The 20,499-nt window shown below is 60.6% G+C and carries 21 protein-coding genes; 9 read left to right on the forward strand and 12 right to left on the reverse strand.

Annotation, left to right across the window (positions count from 1 at the left end; genetic code table 11):
- Positions 1-76: 76 nt before the first annotated feature.
- A complete protein-coding gene (gene gyrB / locus ACP_RS13065) occupies positions 77-2,689 on the reverse strand; it encodes a DNA topoisomerase (ATP-hydrolyzing) subunit B (RefSeq protein WP_015897805.1) in 2,613 nt (870 codons plus the stop codon).
- A 475-nt stretch (positions 2,690-3,164) separates the two neighbouring features.
- On the opposite strand from gyrB, the gene ACP_RS18130 reads away from it, so the two are divergent.
- The 3 genes from ACP_RS18130 to ACP_RS13075 all read left to right on the forward strand — a co-directional run bounded on the left by ACP_RS18130 (position 3,165) and on the right by ACP_RS13075 (position 5,293).
- Positions 3,165-3,362 carry a hypothetical protein gene (locus ACP_RS18130; RefSeq protein WP_148215156.1) on the forward strand — a complete coding sequence of 66 codons (198 nt, stop codon included), beginning with the start codon at positions 3,165-3,167 and terminating at the stop codon, positions 3,360-3,362.
- A gap of 112 nt (positions 3,363-3,474) precedes the next feature.
- The gene (locus tag ACP_RS13070) at positions 3,475-4,386 is read left to right on the forward strand and encodes a hypothetical protein (RefSeq protein WP_015897807.1); all 912 of its coding nucleotides are present in this window, start codon (positions 3,475-3,477) and stop codon (positions 4,384-4,386) included.
- A 109-nt stretch (positions 4,387-4,495) separates the two neighbouring features.
- Positions 4,496-5,293, forward strand: a complete 798-nt coding sequence (locus tag ACP_RS13075) for a hypothetical protein (RefSeq protein WP_041839571.1) — start codon at positions 4,496-4,498, stop codon at positions 5,291-5,293.
- 76 nt (positions 5,294-5,369) lie between these two features.
- Here ACP_RS13075 and rpmA read toward each other — a convergent pair whose 3' ends face one another.
- Both rpmA and rplU read right to left on the reverse strand, forming a co-directional pair.
- Positions 5,370-5,636 carry a 50S ribosomal protein L27 gene (gene rpmA / locus ACP_RS13080; protein ID WP_015897809.1) on the reverse strand — a complete coding sequence of 89 codons (267 nt, stop codon included), beginning with the start codon at positions 5,634-5,636 and terminating at the stop codon, positions 5,370-5,372.
- Positions 5,637-5,671: 35 nt separating this feature from the next.
- Positions 5,672-5,998, reverse strand: a complete 327-nt coding sequence (gene rplU, locus ACP_RS13085; protein WP_015897810.1) for a 50S ribosomal protein L21 — start codon at positions 5,996-5,998, stop codon at positions 5,672-5,674.
- Between the two features lie 344 nt (positions 5,999-6,342).
- Here rplU and ACP_RS13090 point away from each other — a divergent pair, with 344 nt between their 5' ends.
- The 4 genes from ACP_RS13090 to ACP_RS13105 all read left to right on the forward strand — a co-directional run bounded on the left by ACP_RS13090 (position 6,343) and on the right by ACP_RS13105 (position 9,808).
- Positions 6,343-6,921, forward strand: a complete 579-nt coding sequence (locus ACP_RS13090; protein WP_015897811.1) for an RNA polymerase sigma factor — start codon at positions 6,343-6,345, stop codon at positions 6,919-6,921.
- On the forward strand, positions 6,918-7,406 hold the full coding sequence (locus ACP_RS13095) for a hypothetical protein (RefSeq protein WP_041839572.1): 489 nt from the start codon (positions 6,918-6,920) through the stop codon (positions 7,404-7,406). Before ACP_RS13090 ends, ACP_RS13095 begins: the two co-directional genes overlap by 4 nt.
- Positions 7,390-7,959, forward strand: a complete 570-nt coding sequence (locus tag ACP_RS13100) for a periplasmic heavy metal sensor (RefSeq protein WP_015897812.1) — start codon at positions 7,390-7,392, stop codon at positions 7,957-7,959. The genes ACP_RS13095 and ACP_RS13100 overlap by 17 nt, the downstream gene beginning before the upstream one ends.
- A 916-nt stretch (positions 7,960-8,875) precedes the next feature.
- Entirely contained in the window at positions 8,876-9,808 is a 933-nt protein-coding gene (locus tag ACP_RS13105) for an IS481-like element ISAcp2 family transposase (protein ID WP_012680514.1), read from the forward strand.
- A 231-nt stretch (positions 9,809-10,039) separates the two neighbouring features.
- Here ACP_RS13105 and ACP_RS13110 read toward each other — a convergent pair whose 3' ends face one another.
- Complete coding sequence (locus ACP_RS13110; RefSeq protein WP_238525563.1) at positions 10,040-11,323, reverse strand: YncE family protein; 1,284 nt, start codon at positions 11,321-11,323, stop codon at positions 10,040-10,042.
- Positions 11,324-11,342: 19 nt separating this feature from the next.
- Positions 11,343-12,416 (reverse strand): 3-deoxy-7-phosphoheptulonate synthase, encoded by a 1,074-nt coding sequence (gene aroF / locus ACP_RS13115; RefSeq protein WP_015897815.1) that lies wholly within the window; start codon positions 12,414-12,416, stop codon positions 11,343-11,345.
- Between the two features lie 377 nt (positions 12,417-12,793).
- Between aroF and ACP_RS13120 the strand changes: the two genes are divergently transcribed.
- Positions 12,794-14,782: a PAS domain S-box protein gene (locus tag ACP_RS13120; RefSeq protein WP_148215157.1), complete on the forward strand. Its 1,989-nt coding sequence runs from the start codon at positions 12,794-12,796 to the stop codon at positions 14,780-14,782.
- A 426-nt stretch (positions 14,783-15,208) separates the two neighbouring features.
- On the forward strand, positions 15,209-16,141 hold the full coding sequence (locus ACP_RS13125) for an IS481-like element ISAcp2 family transposase (protein WP_012680514.1): 933 nt from the start codon (positions 15,209-15,211) through the stop codon (positions 16,139-16,141).
- 422 nt (positions 16,142-16,563) lie between these two features.
- Here the strand turns inward: ACP_RS13125 and ACP_RS18700 are convergent, their stop codons facing one another.
- From ACP_RS18700 to ACP_RS13155, 7 genes are all read right to left on the reverse strand, one after another.
- Positions 16,564-16,692, reverse strand: coding sequence for a hypothetical protein (locus ACP_RS18700; RefSeq protein ID WP_274425368.1), 129 nt, complete (start codon positions 16,690-16,692; stop codon positions 16,564-16,566).
- Positions 16,689-17,393, reverse strand: a complete 705-nt coding sequence (ccsA, locus tag ACP_RS13130; protein ID WP_148215158.1) for a cytochrome c biogenesis protein CcsA — start codon at positions 17,391-17,393, stop codon at positions 16,689-16,691. Before ccsA ends, ACP_RS18700 begins: the two co-directional genes overlap by 4 nt.
- Positions 17,394-17,453: 60 nt before the next feature.
- Entirely contained in the window at positions 17,454-17,984 is a 531-nt protein-coding gene (locus ACP_RS13135; RefSeq protein WP_041839573.1) for a TonB family protein, read from the reverse strand.
- A gap of 71 nt (positions 17,985-18,055) precedes the next feature.
- Complete coding sequence (locus ACP_RS13140; RefSeq protein WP_015897820.1) at positions 18,056-18,730, reverse strand: heme exporter protein CcmB; 675 nt, start codon at positions 18,728-18,730, stop codon at positions 18,056-18,058.
- Positions 18,727-19,218 carry a Cys-tRNA(Pro) deacylase gene (gene ybaK / locus ACP_RS13145; protein WP_015897821.1) on the reverse strand — a complete coding sequence of 164 codons (492 nt, stop codon included), beginning with the start codon at positions 19,216-19,218 and terminating at the stop codon, positions 18,727-18,729. Before ybaK ends, ACP_RS13140 begins: the two co-directional genes overlap by 4 nt.
- Positions 19,215-19,919, reverse strand: coding sequence for an ABC transporter ATP-binding protein (locus tag ACP_RS13150; protein ID WP_041840300.1), 705 nt, complete (start codon positions 19,917-19,919; stop codon positions 19,215-19,217). The genes ybaK and ACP_RS13150 overlap by 4 nt, the downstream gene beginning before the upstream one ends.
- A gap of 37 nt (positions 19,920-19,956) precedes the next feature.
- On the reverse strand, positions 19,957-20,472 hold the full coding sequence (locus tag ACP_RS13155) for a cytochrome c maturation protein CcmE (protein ID WP_015897823.1): 516 nt from the start codon (positions 20,470-20,472) through the stop codon (positions 19,957-19,959).
- Positions 20,473-20,499 lie beyond the last annotated feature (27 nt).

The raw sequence follows: 20,499 nt of genomic DNA on the forward strand, positions 1-20,499 counted from the left end.
GCTGGTCCTGGTGAGATTTCACTTGAGGCGCGTCTGGTTCTCCGCGCCGCGTTTCTTCTGAATGGATGCAGTCTGCCTAGATGTCCAGATTCTTGACATCCAGCGCATTGTCTTCGATAAACTTGCGGCGCGCTTCTACATCCTCGCCCATCAGCGTGGTGAAGATGGTTTCCGTTTCCGCAATATCCTCGAGCTTTACTGACAGCAGTGTGCGCCGTTCGGGGTCCATCGTGGTCTCCCAAAGCTGGGATGAGGTCATTTCGCCCAGCCCCTTGTAGCGCTGCACCTGATAGTCACGCTTGCCTTGCTCCACCACATAGTCAAAGAGCTCTTGGGGCGTTTGCTTGGTGACCGGTTCGGCTGCCGAGCGCGCGCCCCGTTTCTGCGCCGGCTTGCTTGCCTCCGCCTCGTCGCTCGCCTCGGCTTCGCTCTCTTCCGCTTCCGTTTGCGCAGCAGTCGCCTTGCTTGCATACTCCACGACAAAGGGTGGCTCAAGCTGCTCGCGAATCAGTGCGAACTTCGACAGCATCTGCCGTGTTTCCGGCGAGGAGGCCAGCGTCCAGTCAATGCGGCGTTCTGAGCCCTGCGCATCCACAAAGCTCAGCGACCAGGTCTGGTGCTCCTCGTCAAAGGCCGGCTGGTGCAATGCTTTGAACTGATAGTTGCGCTGAATCTTCTCCAGCTCCGCGTGCAATTCCACCAGCTTTGCGGGAGCCGCATCGGCAGGCCCTTCAAAGTCTGCGCGCTTGGCTGGTTCCTTGCCTTCATGGGCAAAGAGACGCGCAAACATGCCGGTGACTTCATCATTGCGCAGGCGCTTGTTCACCTTGTCAAAGAAGCCAAGATACTCATTGAGCTGCCCCATGAACTTGGTCAGCGCCGCGCCTTCGAGCGTTGCGCTCGTCGCGCCATAACGCACCACCATGCCGTCAGAGGCGCGCTTTACCATCACGCGGACAAACTCGCGCTCGTCCTTGATGTACTGCTCAAACTTGCCCTTCTTGATCTTGAACAATGGCGGCTGCGCAATATAAACGTGACCACGCTTGATCAGCTCCGTCATGTGGCGGAAGAAGAAGGTCAGCAAAAGCGTGCGGATGTGCGACCCGTCCACGTCGGCGTCGGTCATCAGAATGATGCGGCCATACCGTAGCTTGGCAGGGTCGAAGTCCTCCTTGCCAATGCCGCAACCCAGCGCCGTAATCATGGCGCGGATTTCTTCATGGCCCAGCATCTTGTCGTAGCGGGCCTTTTCCACGTTGAGAATCTTGCCCTTCAGCGGCAAAATCGCCTGAAAGCGCCGGTCGCGGCCCTGCTTCGCGGTTCCGCCTGCGGACTCACCCTCGACCAGGTAGAGCTCGCAGCGATCCGGCTGGCGTTCGCTGCAATCGGCCAGCTTGCCCGGCAGTCCGCCGCCGTCGAGCGCGCCCTTGCGGCGCGTCAGGTCGCGAGCCTTGCGGGCCGCCTCACGCGCGCGGGCAGCTTCAATTGCCTTATTGATGATGCGCTTGGCTACCGGAGGATTCTGCTCCAGGAACATGCCGAGCTTCTCATTCACCAGTGCCTGCACCGTGCCGGCAATGTCAGAGTTCAGCTTGCCCTTGGTCTGGCCTTCAAACTGTGGCTGCGGCAGCTTTACGCTGATCACGGCCACCAGCCCCTCGCGCACATCGTCGCCGGAGAGGTTCTCCTTTACATCCTTGAACAGGCCAAGCTGCTGCCCGGCGGAGTTGATGGTGCGCGTCAGGGCCGTCTTGAAGCCGGAAAGATGCGTGCCGCCATCGGCCGTGTTGATGTTGTTTGCAAAGCAGAACACCGTCTCGGAGTAGCTGTCGTTGTACTGCAGCGCGATCTCCATATCCACGTTGTCACGCAGCCCCTCCATCACGATCGGCTTGTCATGCAGTATCTGCTTGCCTTTGTTGATGTGCTTAATGAACTCCGCAATGCCACCGGCATACTTGAAGTCGTTCCGCTTGGGCTGCCCCGTCTTGGGATCGGCAGTGCGTTCGTCCACCAGCACAATCTCCAGGCCCTTATTCAAGAACGCCAGCTCGCGCAGCCGCTGTGCCAGAGTGTCGTAGTTGTACTCGGTGACCGTAAAGATGGACTTGTCCGGCAAAAAGTGAACCTTGGTGCCGCGCTTCTTTGAGGTCCCCGCCTGCCGCAGCTTGCTTATGGGAATGCCGCGCGCATAGTCCTGCTCCCAGGTGTGGCCGTCGCGCCAGATCTCCACATCAAACTCTTCGCTCAGCGCATTGACGCAGGAGACGCCCACGCCGTGCAGGCCGCCCGAAACCTTATAGGTAGAGGAGTCGAATTTGCCCCCGGCATGCAGCTTGGTCAGCACCACCTGCACGGCCGGCATCTTCTCGCCGTTGTCCAGGGTCTTCTCGTCTACCGGAATGCCGCGTCCGTCATCCACCACCGTGATGGAGTTGTCGACATGAATCGTGACTTCAATGCGCGTCGCATAGCCGGCCAGTGCTTCATCCACTGAGTTGTCGACCACCTCATAGACCAGGTGATGCAGTCCCATCTCGCCCGTCGAGCCGATGTACATGGCAGGACGCAGGCGCACAGCCTCAAGACCTTCCAGCACCTTGATGTTGTCACTGGTGTAGGTAGTTTTCTGAGCTTGCGAGGAGGGAAGCGGCTGAGTGTCGGGAGCCAATTCTTTAGTGGACATGCAACTCCGGGAGGCAAGGGCTCTGGAGTCTCGATCCGAAGGAATAAATGATTGAAAGGAAAGAGTTTTACGGCCCTTGGACTGTATCTGATTATAGCACGGATGCCGCACCTCCGGCACGCGGTACCGGCCATCCCGGCAGTATCCCCAGCTCCAAGGCGGCCAGGAATCTGCCAATCTCCGCGCGGCCTCCGGGAGGCCTGTCGGCATCTTGCTGTACGCGCACCATTCGGGGCCAGATGTCCTCAAGGGATATCGAGCGGATCGGGAGAGGCCCCCGGCAAGTTCTTCAGAGGGGAAGGCGCGCTGTGGGCTGCCAGGATTACGAGTTCGTCAATAAGTGACTTCTGTAATCATTTCAGTAGATACTTGATAAAGTCATTGCAAATGCTAGACTTACGATCCCTCTAGGATAGACTCAAACGTGTTGAAAGTCACCTCAAAAGTTCTAAGAAGTCTTCAAGGAGTTACCAAAATGAAACTGATCGTTCGCGCCCTCGTACTCGGAATTGCCGTCTCCGGCCTCGCTGCCTCCGCTCTCTCGGCCCATATGGGCGTCTCTTCCGCCAAGGTCAATGCCAACGAGGCCAAGCTGGCTGGTAACCAGGTTGTGGGTTTCATGCCGGCACCAGTATGTTTACCGGGTACTTGTGGGCTGAGTTCCAGCCGCTAACAGGCGACCTTTCCCGGAAAGTTGTAGTAAATCCGCTCGTCCATGTACATTCTTGCGTTGAGATTGCGATGGAAGTGGGCTATCCTCGATATGCTGCGTGAGGTGGCCCTAAATGATCTTGGCCGAGAAGATTCTCGTATACCTTGAACCTCTGTTCATTCTTATTGTCCTGCTCGCATTCTCAAGAGGTCGGTATTGGAAGCAGCTTCGCGCGACCAAGGCATATTTTATTTTCCATTTCGCATCCACCTGTGTGCTTTCGTTTCTCCTGACGCTCCCTAAGCTCGTGAGAATCAGCGAAATGCACATTGACTATACGTATTTTTATGCGTACTGGGGTACATACCTGATTTCCGCTGTGCTCATCTTCTTTGTGCTGCGGGAAATTTATGGCGAGTTAATGAAACCACTTCCCGAGATTCGAAGGCTCGGCATGTTGGCTTTTCGCTGGATCATGGTGATTTCAGGGGTGATTGGTTTTGTGATTGCTTTTAGCTCGGTCCTGATTTCTTCACACTCGTTTGCTTCGATGTTGATTTATCTATCCCAGCTCTGTGTCCGGTCGGTTTCGATACTTGAGTTATGCCTGCTGGCATTTATCGCACTTACTATCAGAAATCTTGGGCGCTCGTTCCGCAGTCCTTTGTTTGGACTAGCTCTAGGGTTCGGTATCGACGCTGCCTCGGAATTTGTGATGACCGCAATTGGGCAGCTGCGCAATGCGCAAATATGGTCTGCGCCCGAGTTTATCCTCCAGATCTTGACCACATGCGTGCTTGTCACCTGGATTACCTACTTCTTGCTGCCGGAGCGGCAGGAAGAGCGTGAGATTGCGATCATTCCGGTGCAGTCGCCGCTCATTCGCTGGAACGATGTGGCGCAGGCGCTTGGCCACAGCACGCCGCGGGTCGCCATGGGAGCATCGAGCGGGTTCTTTCTGCAGGATGTCGAGCGCGTAGTGGACCGGGTGCTGGCCCGCAACAGCCAACTGGACGCCGCAAATTCAGGCACCAAAGCTGGTTGATCTTCGGTGGCTTCCTCCGGCCTGGAGGAAGCCGTCTGCAGTACTCCTGCTGTAAAGCCATTCTGAAATAACGCCTGCAGCCCCTTGGCTTGCACTGAGGTCCAGAGCAATGCTGGAGAACCCCAATCTCCTCAACATGGTCTGCACTCTGGAGCCGATTCTTTGGTTTGTAGTCTTCTACAGCTACATCCGCTCCACCGTTGATTCCCGTTCCAAATCCTTCCGGATATACCTTGCCATTCAGATGGCTTCCGCCGCTCTGCTGGCCCCTCTCGCGCTCTTGATGCTCGGCGCCGACGGACGCGAAGCCATCTGGCTGGACGTGCTGCATTCTCAGATCGTCTGGTGGAGTTCCATTGTCGCCAGCCTGTTTGCGATTGGGACGCTTCGCGATATTCTTGCGCGGATTCTCGCCACGCTGGTTGGGCTGCAGCGTCTGGCGCTGCTGAGCCTGCAGTGGATTCTGGTGGTTGCATTTCTGGTGATTCTCAACCGGATTCTGGCCAATTGGGGCAGCGTTCCGTACAGTGGCCAGCTTGCGGTTGTGGCTTATGGGCTCAACCTGACGCAGATGGTTGCTCTACTCTTCGTCGTCCCATTCACCTTTCTGGTGCGCCGCTCCTCGCGCTCGCGCTTTCAAGACGTGGCACTGGGCCTGGCGGTGTTGGCGACTTCTCACGCCATTTTGGACTGGGGCTGCTGGAAGCCTAAACCTCTCTCGACTGCCGAGATTGTCGCTCAGTGCCTGGTGGTGCTGACGACCCTGGTCTTCTGGACTTTCTGCTTCGCGGGAGAAGAAGAGGCTGCCGCGCCGCGCCTGCTTCCTCTGAATTCAAGGCTGGTGCGCTGGAGCGAGAAGTTTCGCGTATTGAAGCGCCAATCCGTGCCCGTGGAGCGGAATCGTTAGGACGCCGGCCGCAAATCTCAAGCAAAAGGCCAGCCTCCGATGGAGGCTGGCCTTTGCATTTGGGTTGAAATCTGGTCTACTGCGCGGCTTCGACCGGCTCGACAGCCACAAAACGGCCCATGCGGCCGCGGTCCACAAACTTGACCTTGCCGTCGATGAGGGCGAAGAGCGTGTCATCGCTGCCACGGCCCACATTCTGGCCGGGCTTGAGGCGGGTGCCGCGCTGACGCACGATGATGGAGCCGCCCGTGACCACCTGGCCTCCGAAGGCCTTCACGCCCAGTCGCTGCGCGTTAGAGTCGCGGCCGTTTTTCGAACTGCCTAATCCTTTTTTATGTGCCATTTCCGATTCCTTGTGCCGGACTGTGCCGGCGAAAATTACTGTGCCCGGTACGAGTTGCCGTCGATCTGGATCTCCTGGATCCGGATCTGGGTGAAATTCTGGCGGTGACCCTGCAGCTTCTTGTACTGCTTCTTCCGCTTGTAGTGGAAGACCAGGATTTTGTCGCCGCGGCCTTCACCTTCGACGGAAGCCAGCACCTTGGCTGCGCCGGGCTTCACCACGGAGCCGGTCTCGCCGGAGAACGCCAGGACTTCGCTGAACTCGATCTGCCCGTCCTGATTCGCGGCAGCGGTCTCAATCTTCAGCACGTCGCCCGGGGCGACGCGATACTGTTTGCCGCCGGTGCGGATGACAGCGTACATAGAATCCTCCCACGCTCCCGCGGAGCGCGCATTGAAATTGACAGATGGCATGCTGGCGCCGGACCAGGCGGGAACTCAGCCGGCCGGCATGCTCCGTGACAGGACGGAGACTTCCGGGCAGAACTGCCAAACTATTCAAGTGTAATCGGGAGCCGGGTAGCGGTCAATACAGGAAGCGGGGAAGATGGGCGAAATTGCAGGTTCTGGCTCCATTTTATAGCTGTTCAGCTCTGGCCAGGCGGCGGAAAATCAAGAAGCGGGTAGCTGCATGTAAACTCGACGCCCGGAAGCCCGTCTATCTCCCTGTAACGAGCAAGGCCAAGGACGACGGCGAGAAGAGACGTATGGAAGGAACCGTACCGGTGGATTATCCCGCAGCGGCCTGGAGTGCAGCAACGGCCGAGATTGGCGACTTCGATGAGGTCGTGCGGCTTTATCGTCCGCGCATCTTTCGATACCTGATCGCGACGCTTGGCGACCGCGATGCGGCGGAGTCGCTGACGCAGGACTGCTTTTTGAAGGCCTGGAGCGCGCGGCACCAGTTTCGGGGTGAGAGCAGCCTGATGACCTGGCTGACGCGGATTGCGGTGAACCTGGCCCGGGACCACATTCGCAGCAAGCGCATGCGCTTCTGGCAGAAGACGCGCGCCGAAGATATGGACGCGCTCGACGTGAGCGAGTGGCTGGCCGATGAGCGCAGCACGCCGGAGCGGTCTTTATTGGCCCGCGAGCAGGTCGACCGGGTGTGGAGCGCGGTGCGGGGATTGTCTCCTCACCAGAAGACGGTTTTTCTGCTGCGCTTTGTTGAGGAATTGGAATTGCCGCAGATCGCGGAAGCGACCGGCATGAATGAGAACACGGTGAAATCGCACCTGTACCGCGCCCTGCGCGCTGTGCGGGAAAAGGCAGGAAACGCAGCATGAGCATGCAAAACCAAAATCGCGATCACGGTGACCGCAAACTCAAGGCCATTGAGCAGATGGAGCGCGAGCTGGCCGAGCCGCTGGGCCACTTTCGCGCGGCCCTGACGGCGATGGCCGAGCACGAGACGGAGCGGATGCAGAGCCGCCGGTGGGCCGCTTCGACAGCTCACGCCGCCGGGGTGCGCCGCCGGCTGGTGATGGGGCTCGTTCCCGCGCTGCTGCTGTTGCTGCTGACGGCCGGACTGGTGATGGCCAACAGGAATGACAAGCATGCTGTTGTGCCGGCGCAGAATCCGGTAACGGCAGAGAATGATCCGGTCGCGACTCCGAAGCAGGTGAGCGATTCGGCCCTGTTCACAGAAATTGACGAGGACCTGAACGAGAATGTGCCGCAGTCGATGGCGCCGCTCGAAGGGGCCACGGCAAGCACGACCACCCACGAGAAAACAAAAACAGTGGAGGAAACCAATGGAGTGGAGAAGTAAGAAACTGTGGCTGCTGGCCTTGCTGGCTGCCTTTCTGATGCCGGGTCTGGCACCTGCCCGGGCGCAGATGAGGCCGCCGCACCGTCCCCCGATGCAGGATGCGTTTCATATGCGGATGATGCGCTGGTGGGATGACCCCCACATGGTGCACAAGCTGGGCCTGAGCCAGGAGCAGCAGAAGAAGATGGACCAGATCTATCTGGACCATAAGCTGAAGCTGATTGACCTGCATGCGGCGCTGGAGAAGCAGGAAGCGCTGCTGGGGCCCATGCTGGGAGCCGATCAGCCGAACGAAGGCAAGATTCTCTCGCAGATCGATGCCATCGCCCAGGCGCGGGCCAACCTGGAGAAGGAGTTCTGGCGGATGCTGCTGGGCATTCGGCGGCAGCTCACGCCGGAGCAGTGGCAGAAGCTGAAGGCGATCTATCACGCGCACATGGAACGCATGCACCATCATGGCCATCACCCGCACGGTCCTCACGGTCCGCAGGATGGGGAGCCGATGCCGCCTCCGCCGCCGGGCGGCAGCCAGCCGCCGGCTCCGCAGATGTAAGAGCAGACAACGCAGTTTTCCCCGAGGGAGCCGGTCAGAGCGGCTCCCTTTTTTGTGCTCCGGAGAAATGTGAATGTGATTTCACATTTTTGGCGGGATGTGTTGGGCGTGGGCTCGCGATGTGAGTTTAAGTTGTTTTTATCAGTAGGATGCTGCCGGGATGGGGAAATGTGAATCCGGAATCACATTCGGGGGATATTTTTCCGCAGGCGTTGGAGTGGGCGGGGTGAATTTTTGTAAGCTTAATAGAATGAGTGGTTTGATGCGGATTGAAAATGTGATTTTGAATTCACATTTCTTCCGGGGCGGAGAGGGCGTGCTTGTATCTATCGCCTTATCTATAGGATAGCGCAATCGGGGGATATTTCCGGCGTGCGATTTGAGGATGCGCGCGGGGGATTTGGGGGTGGGAAGATCTCCTTCCGGGGTGGCATGGGTATGGGATTACATTTGTTCCCCACTCAAGCAAAAGAGGCTTGAGTGGGCCACCCGCCGGCGATGCCAGCAGGCAAACGTGATGAAATGCGAATGTCCTGAATGATGAAATCGCAGAAGCCGGGTTGGCATGGGGATCAGATTACTCCTGTTCCCCACTCAAGCAAAAGAGGCTTGAGTGGGGAACCCGACGCTGGGGATCGAAGGTGGGAGTACTTTTGTTCCCCGCTCAAGCAAAAGAGGCTTGAGTGGGCCACCCGATGCTGGGGATCGGAGGTGGGAGTACTTTTGTTCCCCACTCAAGCAAAAGAGGCTTGAGTGGGTCACCCGATGCTGGGGATCGGAGGTGGGAGTACTTTTGTTCCCCACTCAAGCAAAAGAGGCTTGAGTGGGCCACCTGTGATGTTTCAAGAGGTTGTCCATTCGAAATTTCGCGGAGAAGCTGTTTGTGGCGAACAAGCAGAGTCTTCGGAGAGATCGAATGGACATTCACCAGAATGCTCGTCTAACGCCTTACAGTCGAGAGCAGTTGGCGAGAAAAGTTATTTGTACCGGGTGCACGTTGAAGCTGGCCGCGGCCAGCTTCAACGTGAGCGCAAAGACGGCCGGCAAATGGGTGCGCCGGTATCGCGCCGAGGGTTCGGATGGCTTGCGGGACCGCAGCTCGCGTCCGCATCGCAGCCCGCGGCGCTTGCCGGAGGCGTTGCGGCTGAGTGTGATTGAGCTACGGCGGGGTTACATGCCGGGGTATCAGATCGCCCGGCGCAGCGCTGTGAGCGTGTCTTCGGTGAGCCGTATTTTGCGGCGCGCGCGGCTGAGCCGATGGCGCGATCTGAACCCGCCTCCGCCGGTGGTTCGCTATGAGCATGCCGCTCCAGGCGACTTGCTGCATCTGGACATCAAAGGCATGACGCGCTTCGGCGAGGTCTCGCTGCGCGGCGACGGCAGGCTGCGGGGCAAGAAGGAACACCCGGGCTTTTTGGCTCTGCATGTGGCCGTCGACGATCACTCGCGCATGGTCTTCGCCCAGATGCTGGCCGATCAGAAGGCGGAAACCACGATCGGTTTTCTGCACGCGGCGGTTGAGTTTTTCGCCAGCCATGGTATCGGCATCCGCGCGCTGCTGACCGACAACGGCAGCAGCTACCGCTCTCGCCAGTTCCGTCAGGCTTGCCAGCAGATGGCCATCAAACACAGCCGCACTCGGCCCTATACCCCCAGAACCAACGGCAAGGCCGAGCGCTTCATCCAGACAGCCATGCGCGAATGGGCTTACGCCAAACACTGGACCGACTCCAGCCAGAGAGATCAACACTTGCAGTCCTGGATCCACTACTACAACCACGAAAGACCTCATGGTAGCCTCAACTACAAACCGCCAAGCAGCCGATCCCAAGAAGGAACAACCTCTTGACCTTCTACAGCCACCCGATGCATAGCCCTTTACACCTCCGCGCTCGCTCTCGCTCGCGCGGAAGTGTAAAGCATGTCTCGAAACACAATGGAAAGAATGTCATGAAACTGAACACAAAAGAGGCTTGAGTGGGTCACCCGACGCTGGAATGGGGCGCCCGCTTGTGTGGGGCATCCGCATGTCTCTGCGAGACCTGGGGCATCCAGTTCCGGATGACAAGTTGCAGGATATTTATCGGGCGAGGAAGGTTTTGATGGCGATGCTGTTGGGGTTGCGGCCGGCGGGGAGGATGGTGAACATCTGTCCGGCAATGGGTGCGCCGTTGGGGGTGTAGGCCAGGGTGCGGACGACGGTGACGTCGCCGGAACTGGCGTCGACGGCGAAGAGCCAGAAGTCGTCGGAGGAGAAGGCCAGGGCCGTGGGTCCGTTGCCGACCTGGACGGTGTGGACCAGCTTGCCGTCGTCAATGGAGTAGACGCCGATGGTGTCGGCGTTGAAGTTGCTGACCCAGAGGGTGGAATCGTCATTGCCGACGATGCCGTAGGCCGGGTGTGCGCCGACCAGATAGGCTCCGCCGACCTCGTTGGTGCTGGTGTCGATCTCGGAGATGGTGTCGCTGCCGAAGTTGGAGACGAAGATTTCGCCGCCGTCGGGCTTGAGCGCGAGGTGGGTGGGAGTCTGGCCGACCTCGAGCATGGCCAGTTCGCGGTCAGGCTCGGTCTGGCGGTGGGGATGATTTTTGGTGGGGCGTTGGGCGAGCGCTATGGCCAGGACGTAGCGGCTGCCGGTGCAGGCGATGAAGGCCTTGGAGGAGTCCGGAAGGATGGCGGTGTCGCTGGCCTGGGGGCAACCGCTGAAGGTGCTTCTGACCTGGAGGCTGTGCGGATCAATGAGGGTGACGGTGCCGCTCTTGCGGTTGGTGACGACGAGGGTGTCCCCGTCGGGCGAGATGCGGGCCTCTTCAGGGCCGGAGCCGACGGGGACGACGCCGAGGAGCAAGCGGTGCTGAAGATCGAGCACCGAGACGGTGTTGGAGCCACTGTTGGTGACGTAAGCGCGCTGGCCCGAGGGGCCGACGTCAATGGAGCGCGGCGACCGCTGGAGCGGAAGGGTGGCGTTGACGCGGTTGGTTTCCGCATCGATGACCGAGAGCGAGCCGTTGGAGCCGGGAGCGCCCGCGTTGACGACGTAGACCTCGTTGCGGGTGGGGCTGGCGGTGACATCGACGGGGTCCTGGCCGACGGCGATGACGCGGTCCTGGCGCAGGTTTTTGACGTCAAGCACGGTGACGGTGTTGCTGCCGCCATTGGTGACGTAGGCGTATTCGCGGAAGTTCGTCGCGTAGTGGGGAAAGCCCTTTTTGGCGCAGCCGGTGACGAGCAGCGGCACGAGCAGGAGCGCGGCCCGGGACGAGGCCAGACAGAGGCGGCGTGCAGGAAACCGCTCCGGCGACGAAGACCCGCTGCCGGGGACCCCGGAATGCCGCCCCTCTGGCGCCGAATGGGCTGGCGTCAAAGGGGCCGGGTGATTTGGATTAGTGAGCCGCAGGGTGCGCTGCTCCCGCGTCTTCGGTGATGGAGACGCCGCGGGGGATGTTGCGGTGCAGGATTTCGGCAATCTGGGAGCACTCGTGGAAGAGCTGCTCGTACTGCTCGGGATAGATGGACTGCATGCCGTCGGAGAGCGCCTTGTCGGGCTGGTGGTGGACTTCGACGATGAGTCCGTCAGCGCCGACGGCGACAGCCGCGCGGGCGAGCGGAGTGACCTTGTTGCGCTTGCCGGTGCCGTGGCTGGGATCGACGATGATGGGCAGGTGGCTGAGCCGCTGCACGGCGGGCACGATGCTGAGGTCGAGGGTGTTGCGCGTGTGGTCAGTGAAGGTGCGGATGCCGCGCTCGCAGAGGATGACCTCGTAGTTGCCCTCGCTCATGATGTACTCGGCGGCCATGAGGAATTCTTCAAGGGTGGCCGAGAGGCCGCGCTTGAGCAGCACGGGCTTGCGCTTGCGGCCGGCGGCGCGCAGCAGGGAGTAGTTCTGCATGTTGCGCGCGCCGATCTGGATGACGTCGGCGTATTCGGCGACGAGCTCGAGGGCTTCGGCATCGATGGCCTCGGTGACGATCCGGAGGCCGAAGCGGTCGCGAATCTCGGCCATGATTTTGAGGGCTTCTTCGCCGAGGCCCTGGAAGGCGTAGGGCGAGGTGCGGGGCTTGTAGGCTCCGCCACGGAAGAACTGCGCGCCAGCTTTGGCGACGGCTTCGGCACAGGCGAAGCCCTGTTCGCGGGACTCGATGGAGCAGGGGCCGGCGATCATGGCGAGGTCGCGTCCGCCGATGGTGATGTTGGTGCCGGGGAAGCGGATGATGGTGTCCTCTTCCTTGATGTCGCGGCTGACGAGCTTATAAGGCTTGGAGACGCGGATGACTTCGGCGACGCCGGAGAGCTCCTCTATGTTGCCCTGATCGATCTGGCCCTGGTTGCCGGTGATGCCGATGGCGGTGCGCTGCGCGCCGGGCAGGGGGTGTGGACGAAAGCCGAGTTGTTGGATATGGTCGCAGACGGCCTGGATTTCTTCCGGTGTGGCCTGCGGCTTCATGACGACCAGCATGGGGTTCAACCTTCCTTATTCCATGAGTGTAGCGTAATCAGCCAACCGCCAGAGGCGGGATATGCGTAGAGAAAGCAGAGGATAGAGGCGAATAAAACCGGCAGGAAGGGAAACTTAAATGGGAGGCACGGGTTTGTTCTATCGTGAACAGCCCTTCCGGGCAGTCACGGTCAAACCATAGCAACCCCCTCCTCGGACAACGAGGCTGATGGCAGTCGGCCTCGTTGCTTTTTCTCGTTTACCTGAAGTGAAAGATGGCAGCGCCGGTGGCAGTCGGCCGGACTCGCCGCTCAATGGCGTCTTAGGCGCGGCCGGGCCGGGCATCCGGATATATGATTTTTGCAATCTGAAATATGCAAGGTGAGTTCTTCGATCCAATGAATGAAGTGGAAGAAGCACGTAAAGCCGACACATTGATTGCCGGGTCGAGCGAGATGGCCGCGCGCATCCGCGAGCATGACTGGCGCGGCACGGCGCTGGGCCCTCTGGACCATTGGTCTGAGACGCTGTTGGCCACGGTGAATCTGATGCTGAACTCGCCGTTTCCCACGATGCTGATGTGGGGTGCGGAGCTGGCGCTGTTGTATAACGACGCCGCCATCGCGACGCTGAGCGACAAGCATCCTGAGGCGTTGGGGCGCGGATACCGCGAGGTTTTTGCCGAGGCCTGGGAGCTGGTGGGCGAGGACATGGAGGCGTGCCTGTACAAGGGCAAGACAGCGGTGCGGGACAACATGCTGATTCCGATTTTGCGCGATGGGGTGATGGAGGATCACTTCTGGAGCTACTCGCTGAGCCCGGTGTATGAGAATGGCCAGGTTTGCGGCGTGTTTGACGCCTTTCGCAATATGACCGAGTCGGTGATAGCGACGCGGAAGCTGCGCGAGAGCGAGGCAAGGCTGAAGATTGCGACCGAGGCGGCGCAGCTTGGGGTTTTTGTATGGGACCCGGGCGTCGATCATCCGGTGTGGGAGAACGACCGGCTGTATGAAATTTTCGGGCGCGATCCTGAGCAGGGGGCGGTGACGGGCGAGGAATTTCTGGAGCGATATCTGCATCCGGACTTTCATGAGGATTTTCAGAAGGCTGTGGCGCGGACGGTGATCGAAGGCACGCCGCTGCATTTTGAGGGGCTGATGACGCGCGCCGATGGGGCGGTGCGGCGGATCGAGGTGCGGGGGAATTCGCACTCGGACCCGACGGGCAGCCAGGCGAAGGTTCTGGGGACAGTGCGGGATATTACGGAGCTTCGCGAGGCCGAGCAGGTGGTGCGCGACCGGGTCAAGCACCAGGATGAGCTGGCGGCGATTGTGTCCTCGTCGGATGACGTGATTTTGAGCAAGGACCTGAATGGAATCATCGTCACGTGGAATGAGGCGGCGACGCGGGTGTTCGGCTATACGGCGGAGGAGATGATCGGGACATCGATTCTGCGGCTGATTCCCGAGGACCTGCACCACGACGAGGAGATGATTCTGAGCAACATCCGTGCGGGCAAGCGGATGAAGCATTTTGAGACGGTGCGCAAGACGCGGGATGGGCGGCTGATCGACGTGTCGATCTCGATTTCGCCGCTGCGGGATGCGAGCGGGCGGGTGATTGGCGCGTCGAAGATTCTGCGCGATATCTCAGACCGGCGGCGGATGGAGCAGTCTCTGCTGCAGGCGGAGAAGATTGCGGCGACGGGGCGGATGGCGGCGACGATTGCGCATGAGATCAACAATCCTCTGGAAGCGGTGATGAACCTGCTGTATCTGCTGCGGCCGAAGGTCACCGATGCGGAAGGACGGGCATATCTGGCCAATGCGGAGAGCGAGCTGAACCGGGTTTCGCACATTGCCAAGCAGACGCTCGGCTATTACCGCGAGGTGGCTTCGGCGGTTCCTGTATGCCTGACGGCGATTGCCGAGCAGGCGGTGGCGATCTATGAGCCGCGCTGCATGGCGGCGGGCATTCGGGTGGAGCGCCGGTTTGCGTCAGAACGGAAGGTTGTGCTGCGGCGCGGGGAGATGATGCAGGTGATCTCAAACCTGATTACGAACGCGATTTATGCCATGTCCGACGGAGGGCAGCTCTCGGTGTCGGTGCGGGATACGGCAGAGGGGGTGGAGCTGGTGGTCGGCGACACCGGCATCGGGATTGCGCCGGAGGTGCTGCCGAAGGTGTTCGAGGCGTTTTTCACGATGCGGCCATCGGTGGGGACGGGGATTGGCCTGTTTGTGGCGAAGCAGTTTGTGGAGGGGCATGGCGGGCGGATCGAGATCATGAGCCGACGGGAGGGGGAAGGACGCGGGACAGAGGTTCGCGTCTTTTTGCCGGAGCATACGCCTTATGAAGAGGCTGGGGCGGATTCCCTCAAGGGTTGAAGGGTGTGTTGCGAAGGGATGGCGAGATGTCCCTCAGGGGCTAAAGCCCCTTTTCTCATTGTGGCGTTGATGTACGGGCTAAAGCCCGTACCCTTCATGCAGGAAGTGTGAGGGCTGGCCGGGTGGGAGAAACTCCGGACGTCATTTGGCGGCCGCAGCATTGCAGGGATTCTTCCCGCCCCGGGAACGAAGTGCCGTTCCTGGGGCCCCATCTCAGAATGACGCATCGTAAGGGGGCGGAGGGTGGAGATCCCACGTCCGAACGGACGGACGTGGGGCACCCGGATTGTGTGGGGAGATTGCTTTGTTCCCCACTCAACAGAAGAAGCTTGAGTGGGGCACCTGTGATGTTTCAAGAGGTTGTCCATTCGAAATTTCGCGGAGAAGCTGTTTGTGGCGAACAAGCAGAGTCTTCGGAGAGATCGAATGGACATTCACCAGAATGCTCGTCTAACGCCTTACAGTCGAGAGCAGTTGGCGAGAAAAGTTATTTGTACCGGGTGCACGTTGAAGCTGGCCGCGGCCAGCTTCAACGTGAGCGCAAAGACGGCCGGCAAATGGGTGCGCCGGTATCGCGCCGAGGGTTCGGATGGCTTGCGGGACCGCAGCTCGCGTCCGCATCGCAGCCCGCGGCGCTTGCCGGAGGCGTTGCGGCTGAGTGTGATTGAGCTACGGCGGGGTTACATGCCGGGGTATCAGATCGCCCGGCGCAGCGCTGTGAGCGTGTCTTCGGTGAGCCGTATTTTGCGGCGCGCGCGGCTGAGCCGATGGCGCGATCTGAACCCGCCTCCGCCGGTGGTTCGCTATGAGCATGCCGCTCCAGGCGACTTGCTGCATCTGGACATCAAAGGCATGACGCGCTTCGGCGAGGTCTCGCTGCGCGGCGACGGCAGGCTGCGGGGCAAGAAGGAACACCCGGGCTTTTTGGCTCTGCATGTGGCCGTCGACGATCACTCGCGCATGGTCTTCGCCCAGATGCTGGCCGATCAGAAGGCGGAAACCACGATCGGTTTTCTGCACGCGGCGGTTGAGTTTTTCGCCAGCCATGGTATCGGCATCCGCGCGCTGCTGACCGACAACGGCAGCAGCTACCGCTCTCGCCAGTTCCGTCAGGCTTGCCAGCAGATGGCCATCAAACACAGCCGCACTCGGCCCTATACCCCCAGAACCAACGGCAAGGCCGAGCGCTTCATCCAGACAGCCATGCGCGAATGGGCTTACGCCAAACACTGGACCGACTCCAGCCAGAGAGATCAACACTTGCAGTCCTGGATCCACTACTACAACCACGAAAGACCTCATGGTAGCCTCAACTACAAACCGCCAAGCAGCCGATCCCAAGAAGGAACAACCTCTTGACCTTCTACAGGCACCCGAGATGTGGGAATTTCGGCAGGGGCTGAAGCCCGCTTGTTTATTGCTGGTTACGGCACGACTGAAGTCGTGCCCTGATACGTTTTGTTGCGCAGGAAACCCTTCAAATAGCGGCTTCGTCAGACCTTCCCTGGTGTTATCAGGCGCTCCCATCGTAGGCGGGTGGAGGGTGGAGATCCCACGTCCGAACGGACGGACGTGGGGCACCCGGGTTGTCGGGCAGATTGCTTTGTTCTCCACTCAACAGAAGAAGCTTGAGTGGGCCACCCGAGATGTGGGAATTTCGGCAGGGCTGAAGCCCCGGACTTAGAGTGGGCGTTGATGTACGGGCTGAAGCCCGTACCCTTCATGCATGACTGAATCGGGCGTTCCCGAGATCGAGCGTTCCCGAGGCTACCGGACGTCTTCTAGAGGCTCTTGCTTTTGCTCTTGCGCAAGCGGAAGAGCACGTAGCCCAGATAGATCAACTGGATGACCCAGGTGAGTTCATAGGCCAGGTGGAGGTGGCTGCGTTCCATCGGGGTCATGGTCATCATCGTGCGGCCTCCAGGGATTGCCGGGCGGCTTCTTCCTCGGCGAGTTGTTCGTTGTGGATGCTCTGATAGCGCAGCGAGGCGACCCAGATGCCCCACATGAGCCATCCGGCCATGTTCCACCAGACGGCGGGCATCATGCTGGAGGCGATGCCGGAGTTGGGGCCTCCAAAGAAGACAGGCTGCGGATGCTGGGTGCGCCACCAGCGGGTGGACATGTAGACGATGGGCACATCGACATAGCCGAAGATGGCCATGACGGCGGCGAGGGTGCGCATCTGCGGGCCGGCGGCGAGGCGGCGCAGCAGCAGATAGGCGATGTAGATGAGCCAGAGCACGAAGGTCGAGGTGAGGCGCGGGTCCCACGTCCACCAGATGCCCCAGACGGCGCGGCCCCAGAGGGAGCCGGTGACCAGGCCGATGGTGCAGAAGACGACGCCTATCTCCGCGGAGGTGACGGCGAGCGAGTCGGCTTTGAGGGCCGTGGCGGGCTTGCTGTTGCGCCAGGCCAGATAGGCGACCGAACCGAGCAGATTGATGAGATAGAAGAGGCCCATTCCGCACCAGGATGCGAAGTGGTAGTAGAAGATGCGCTGCACATCGCCCTGCGCGGCATCGGGCGGGACGACAAACATGGCGACGCGGAAGCCCTCGGCCAGAACGCCCAGGGTCACCAGCAGCCAGAGCCATCGAAGGTTCTTCATGGGGAGCATTCCCTTTATGAGACGAGTTTCCCACCAGTATAGGAGCGCGGCGGGGAAGTTTCAGTGACGTGGCTCACCGGACGGCGCGGAATGTTGCTCGTCCACAGGAGCCTGATTGTAGAGAAAGTTGAACTGCAGCATGATCCGCTTCCCATGGAATCGCCGTGGAAGGCGGTGAAATGGAGCCGCATGCTGAAGCGCATGCCACGCGGCGGCATCCATGGCTTTGTCGCCGCTTGAGTGGAAGACCGTCATATCGGTGATTTTGCCATTGGGTAGCAGGGTAAACCGGATATCCACCTCTCCCTTGCGGTCTTCCGGAGCTCGTGCTTCTTCGGGAACCAGCCGATACCAGTTCTTCTTTGTGCGAGCGAGGATCTTCGGCAGGCGACCTTCAAGAATTGTCAGGTCCTGGGGGGAAATGGGGTTCAGGATCTCAACATCGCCGCTGGTGTTCGTTGCTGCTGCGGACTTTGAGGATTCATGGATTGGTAGCTTCGCCGTGCTCGGAGGCGTAGATTGCGCCCGTATGGCCGGGCATGGCATAAAGATGGCAAAAAAGCAGAAGAAGAGTAGCGTCTTCGATCGCATATAAACCCGGCACCATATTCTCATGGAGGCGCAAGCACGCGACTATTTTGTGCAGCGAGACGTGGGCCGCTTCATCCCTCGGCGTGCAGCACGGTGTCAAAGAGCAGCAGGCAGACCGTGGTGAAGATGATGTCGTAGACGGCGAGCATCTTGATCCAGATGCCGGGGTCGGATGCGCCGGTGATGACGGCGCTGGTGGAGACCACCATGGCCAGCAGCGCCGGAATGAAGATGGGCAGCAGGATGAGCGGCAGCAGCAGCTCGCGGCTGCGGGTGCGGATGGAGAGCGCGGCGAAGAAGACTCCGTTGACCACCAGCGCCCAGGTGCCGAGGGGGATGATGACGGCGAGCGTCCAGGCATTGCCGACCACGCGCAGGTTGTAAAAGATGACGAAAAAGGGCGCGAGGATGATCTCAACGATGGTGAGGAAGAGGAAATTGGCCAGCACCTTGCCGATGAACAGATCATTGGCGCCGGCGTTGGTCATGCGCTGTGCGTCGAGCACCTGATTTTGCAGCTCGCGCGCCCAGACCTGGTTGAGCGAGCTGACGGCGGCAAACATGATGGCCACGCAGAGGATGGCTCCGGTGAACTTGTGCAGGCCGGGATCGGTGGGGTCAAAGGCCAGGCTGAAGATGGCGACGACCAGCAGCGCGAAGAAGAGCATGGCGTTGGCGGCGTCTTTGGATCGCCACTCGATGCGGAGATCCTTGGCCAGATGCACGAGCACGTAGGGGCGCTTCATCGGGCAGCCTCGGGCAGAACATCCTTAGTGAGCGGAACGGCGGAGGCCTCGGCGGCGCGGAGATAGTCCGTGGGCGAGAGCAGCATTTGAATGCCGCGCGCCCCGGCGGAGACGGAGATGGTGTCAAAGAGCTCGATGGTCTCGTCCACAAAGACGGGGAAGCTCTTTTTTGCGCCGAAGACGGTGACGCCGCCGCGCACGTAGCCGGTGAGGGGCTGCACGTCTTTAACGGCGACCATCTCGGCCTTGCGGGTGCTGGCGGCCTGGGCGAGCTTTTTGAAGTCGAGCTCTTCGTTGCCGGGGACGACGGCGAAGACGTGATCGCGCTCGTGCGTGACGCAGAGCAGGGTTTTGAAGACCTGCTCGGGCGGCATGCCGATTTTTTCGGCGACGGCGATGGCGGAGAATTCCTCGGGCGCGACATGGTATTCGCGCAGCTCGTAGGGAATTTTGAGGGTGTCGAGAAAGCGCGCTGCGTTGGTTCTCATGCGGAGGCTCCCGAGCGGCGGGCGGGGCCATCGAGCACTTGGGACACGGCGCCGGCCTGCATGATGAGCAGCGAGTCGGCGAGCGGCTCGGCCAGCTCGCGCTGGTGGGTGGTGAGCACGATGGTGCGTCCGGCGGCGCGGATGGTGTGGAGCAGGTCGAGCATCTGGTGGGCGCTGGCGACGTCCATGTTGGAGAATGGCTCGTCGAGCAGCAGTAATTCAGGCTGCGAAATGAGTACGCGGGCGAGCGAGGCGCGCTGGCGCATGCCCTGCGAGTACTGCGAGATGGGGCGTGTGAGCGCGGGGTCAAGGCCCACGGCAGTGAGCGCCTCGGCGGGCGTAAGGCAGTGGCGGTCGCGGTAGAGGCCGGCGAAGTAGGCGAGGTTCTCCTGCCCGGTCATCTGGTCATAGAGCATGGGCGCGTGGCTCATGTAGCCGATGCGTCCGCGCGCCTGGCCGGGAGCGATGCCCTCAAAGACGCGCACGGTGCCATAGCTGGGCTGGATGAGCCCGGCGAGCACGCGCAGCAGAGTGGACTTGCCCGCGCCGTTTTCGCCCAGCAGGACATAGCAGCGGGCGGTTTCGATTTCGAGGGTGATTTTGCGCAGCGCGGCAAAGGTGCCGTAGAGCTTGGAGACGGTCTCGAGCCGCACGGCAGGGGGCGCTGCGGGGGCCGGCGCCGAGGGGGCGGAATTGCGCATCTCTGCTGTGGGGCTGCCGGCCACGGTCATGATTTCGTTAACGGGCCACGGGGTGTGAGGCAAGCGGGTGGGCGGCGGCCATGGCCGTGGTGTCGTCCTGAGTCGATGCGGTGGCCGTGGACGCCGTGGCGGGCTGCATGCCCGGCTTTGCTCCCTGCTTGCCGGGAGCGTAGTGCGAGGCGCACTTGGCCTGCAGTTCAGTGGCGTGAAAGACGCCGTCGCGGCCAAAGGTGCCAACGGCCAGCGCGGGAGCGTTGCCCTTGAAGGTGTCGGGCGGGGGCTCTTCGCCGACGTACTCGACGCGGAGCTTGCGGTTCTGCTCGTAGAGGGTGAAGTTTGCATTCGGACCCTGACGCTCGATGCTGCCGGGCACTACCTGCCCGGAGACGCGAAGATGGCGCGTGTAGGCCTTGTTGCCCATCGTCTGGAGTTCCTGGATGGTCACGTAATAGCTCTTGTTGGACTGCTCGGCGCTGACGGCCAGGTAGCCGATGGAGCCGAGGATGACCAGGATGGCGAGGGCGACCTTGTACGTCTGTCCTTTGGTGTTCATAGCAATCTCATTTTACGCCCGCCTTTG

The organism is Acidobacterium capsulatum ATCC 51196 (assembly GCF_000022565.1).
GTDB classification, from domain to species: Bacteria; Acidobacteriota; Terriglobia; order Terriglobales; family Acidobacteriaceae; genus Acidobacterium; species Acidobacterium capsulatum.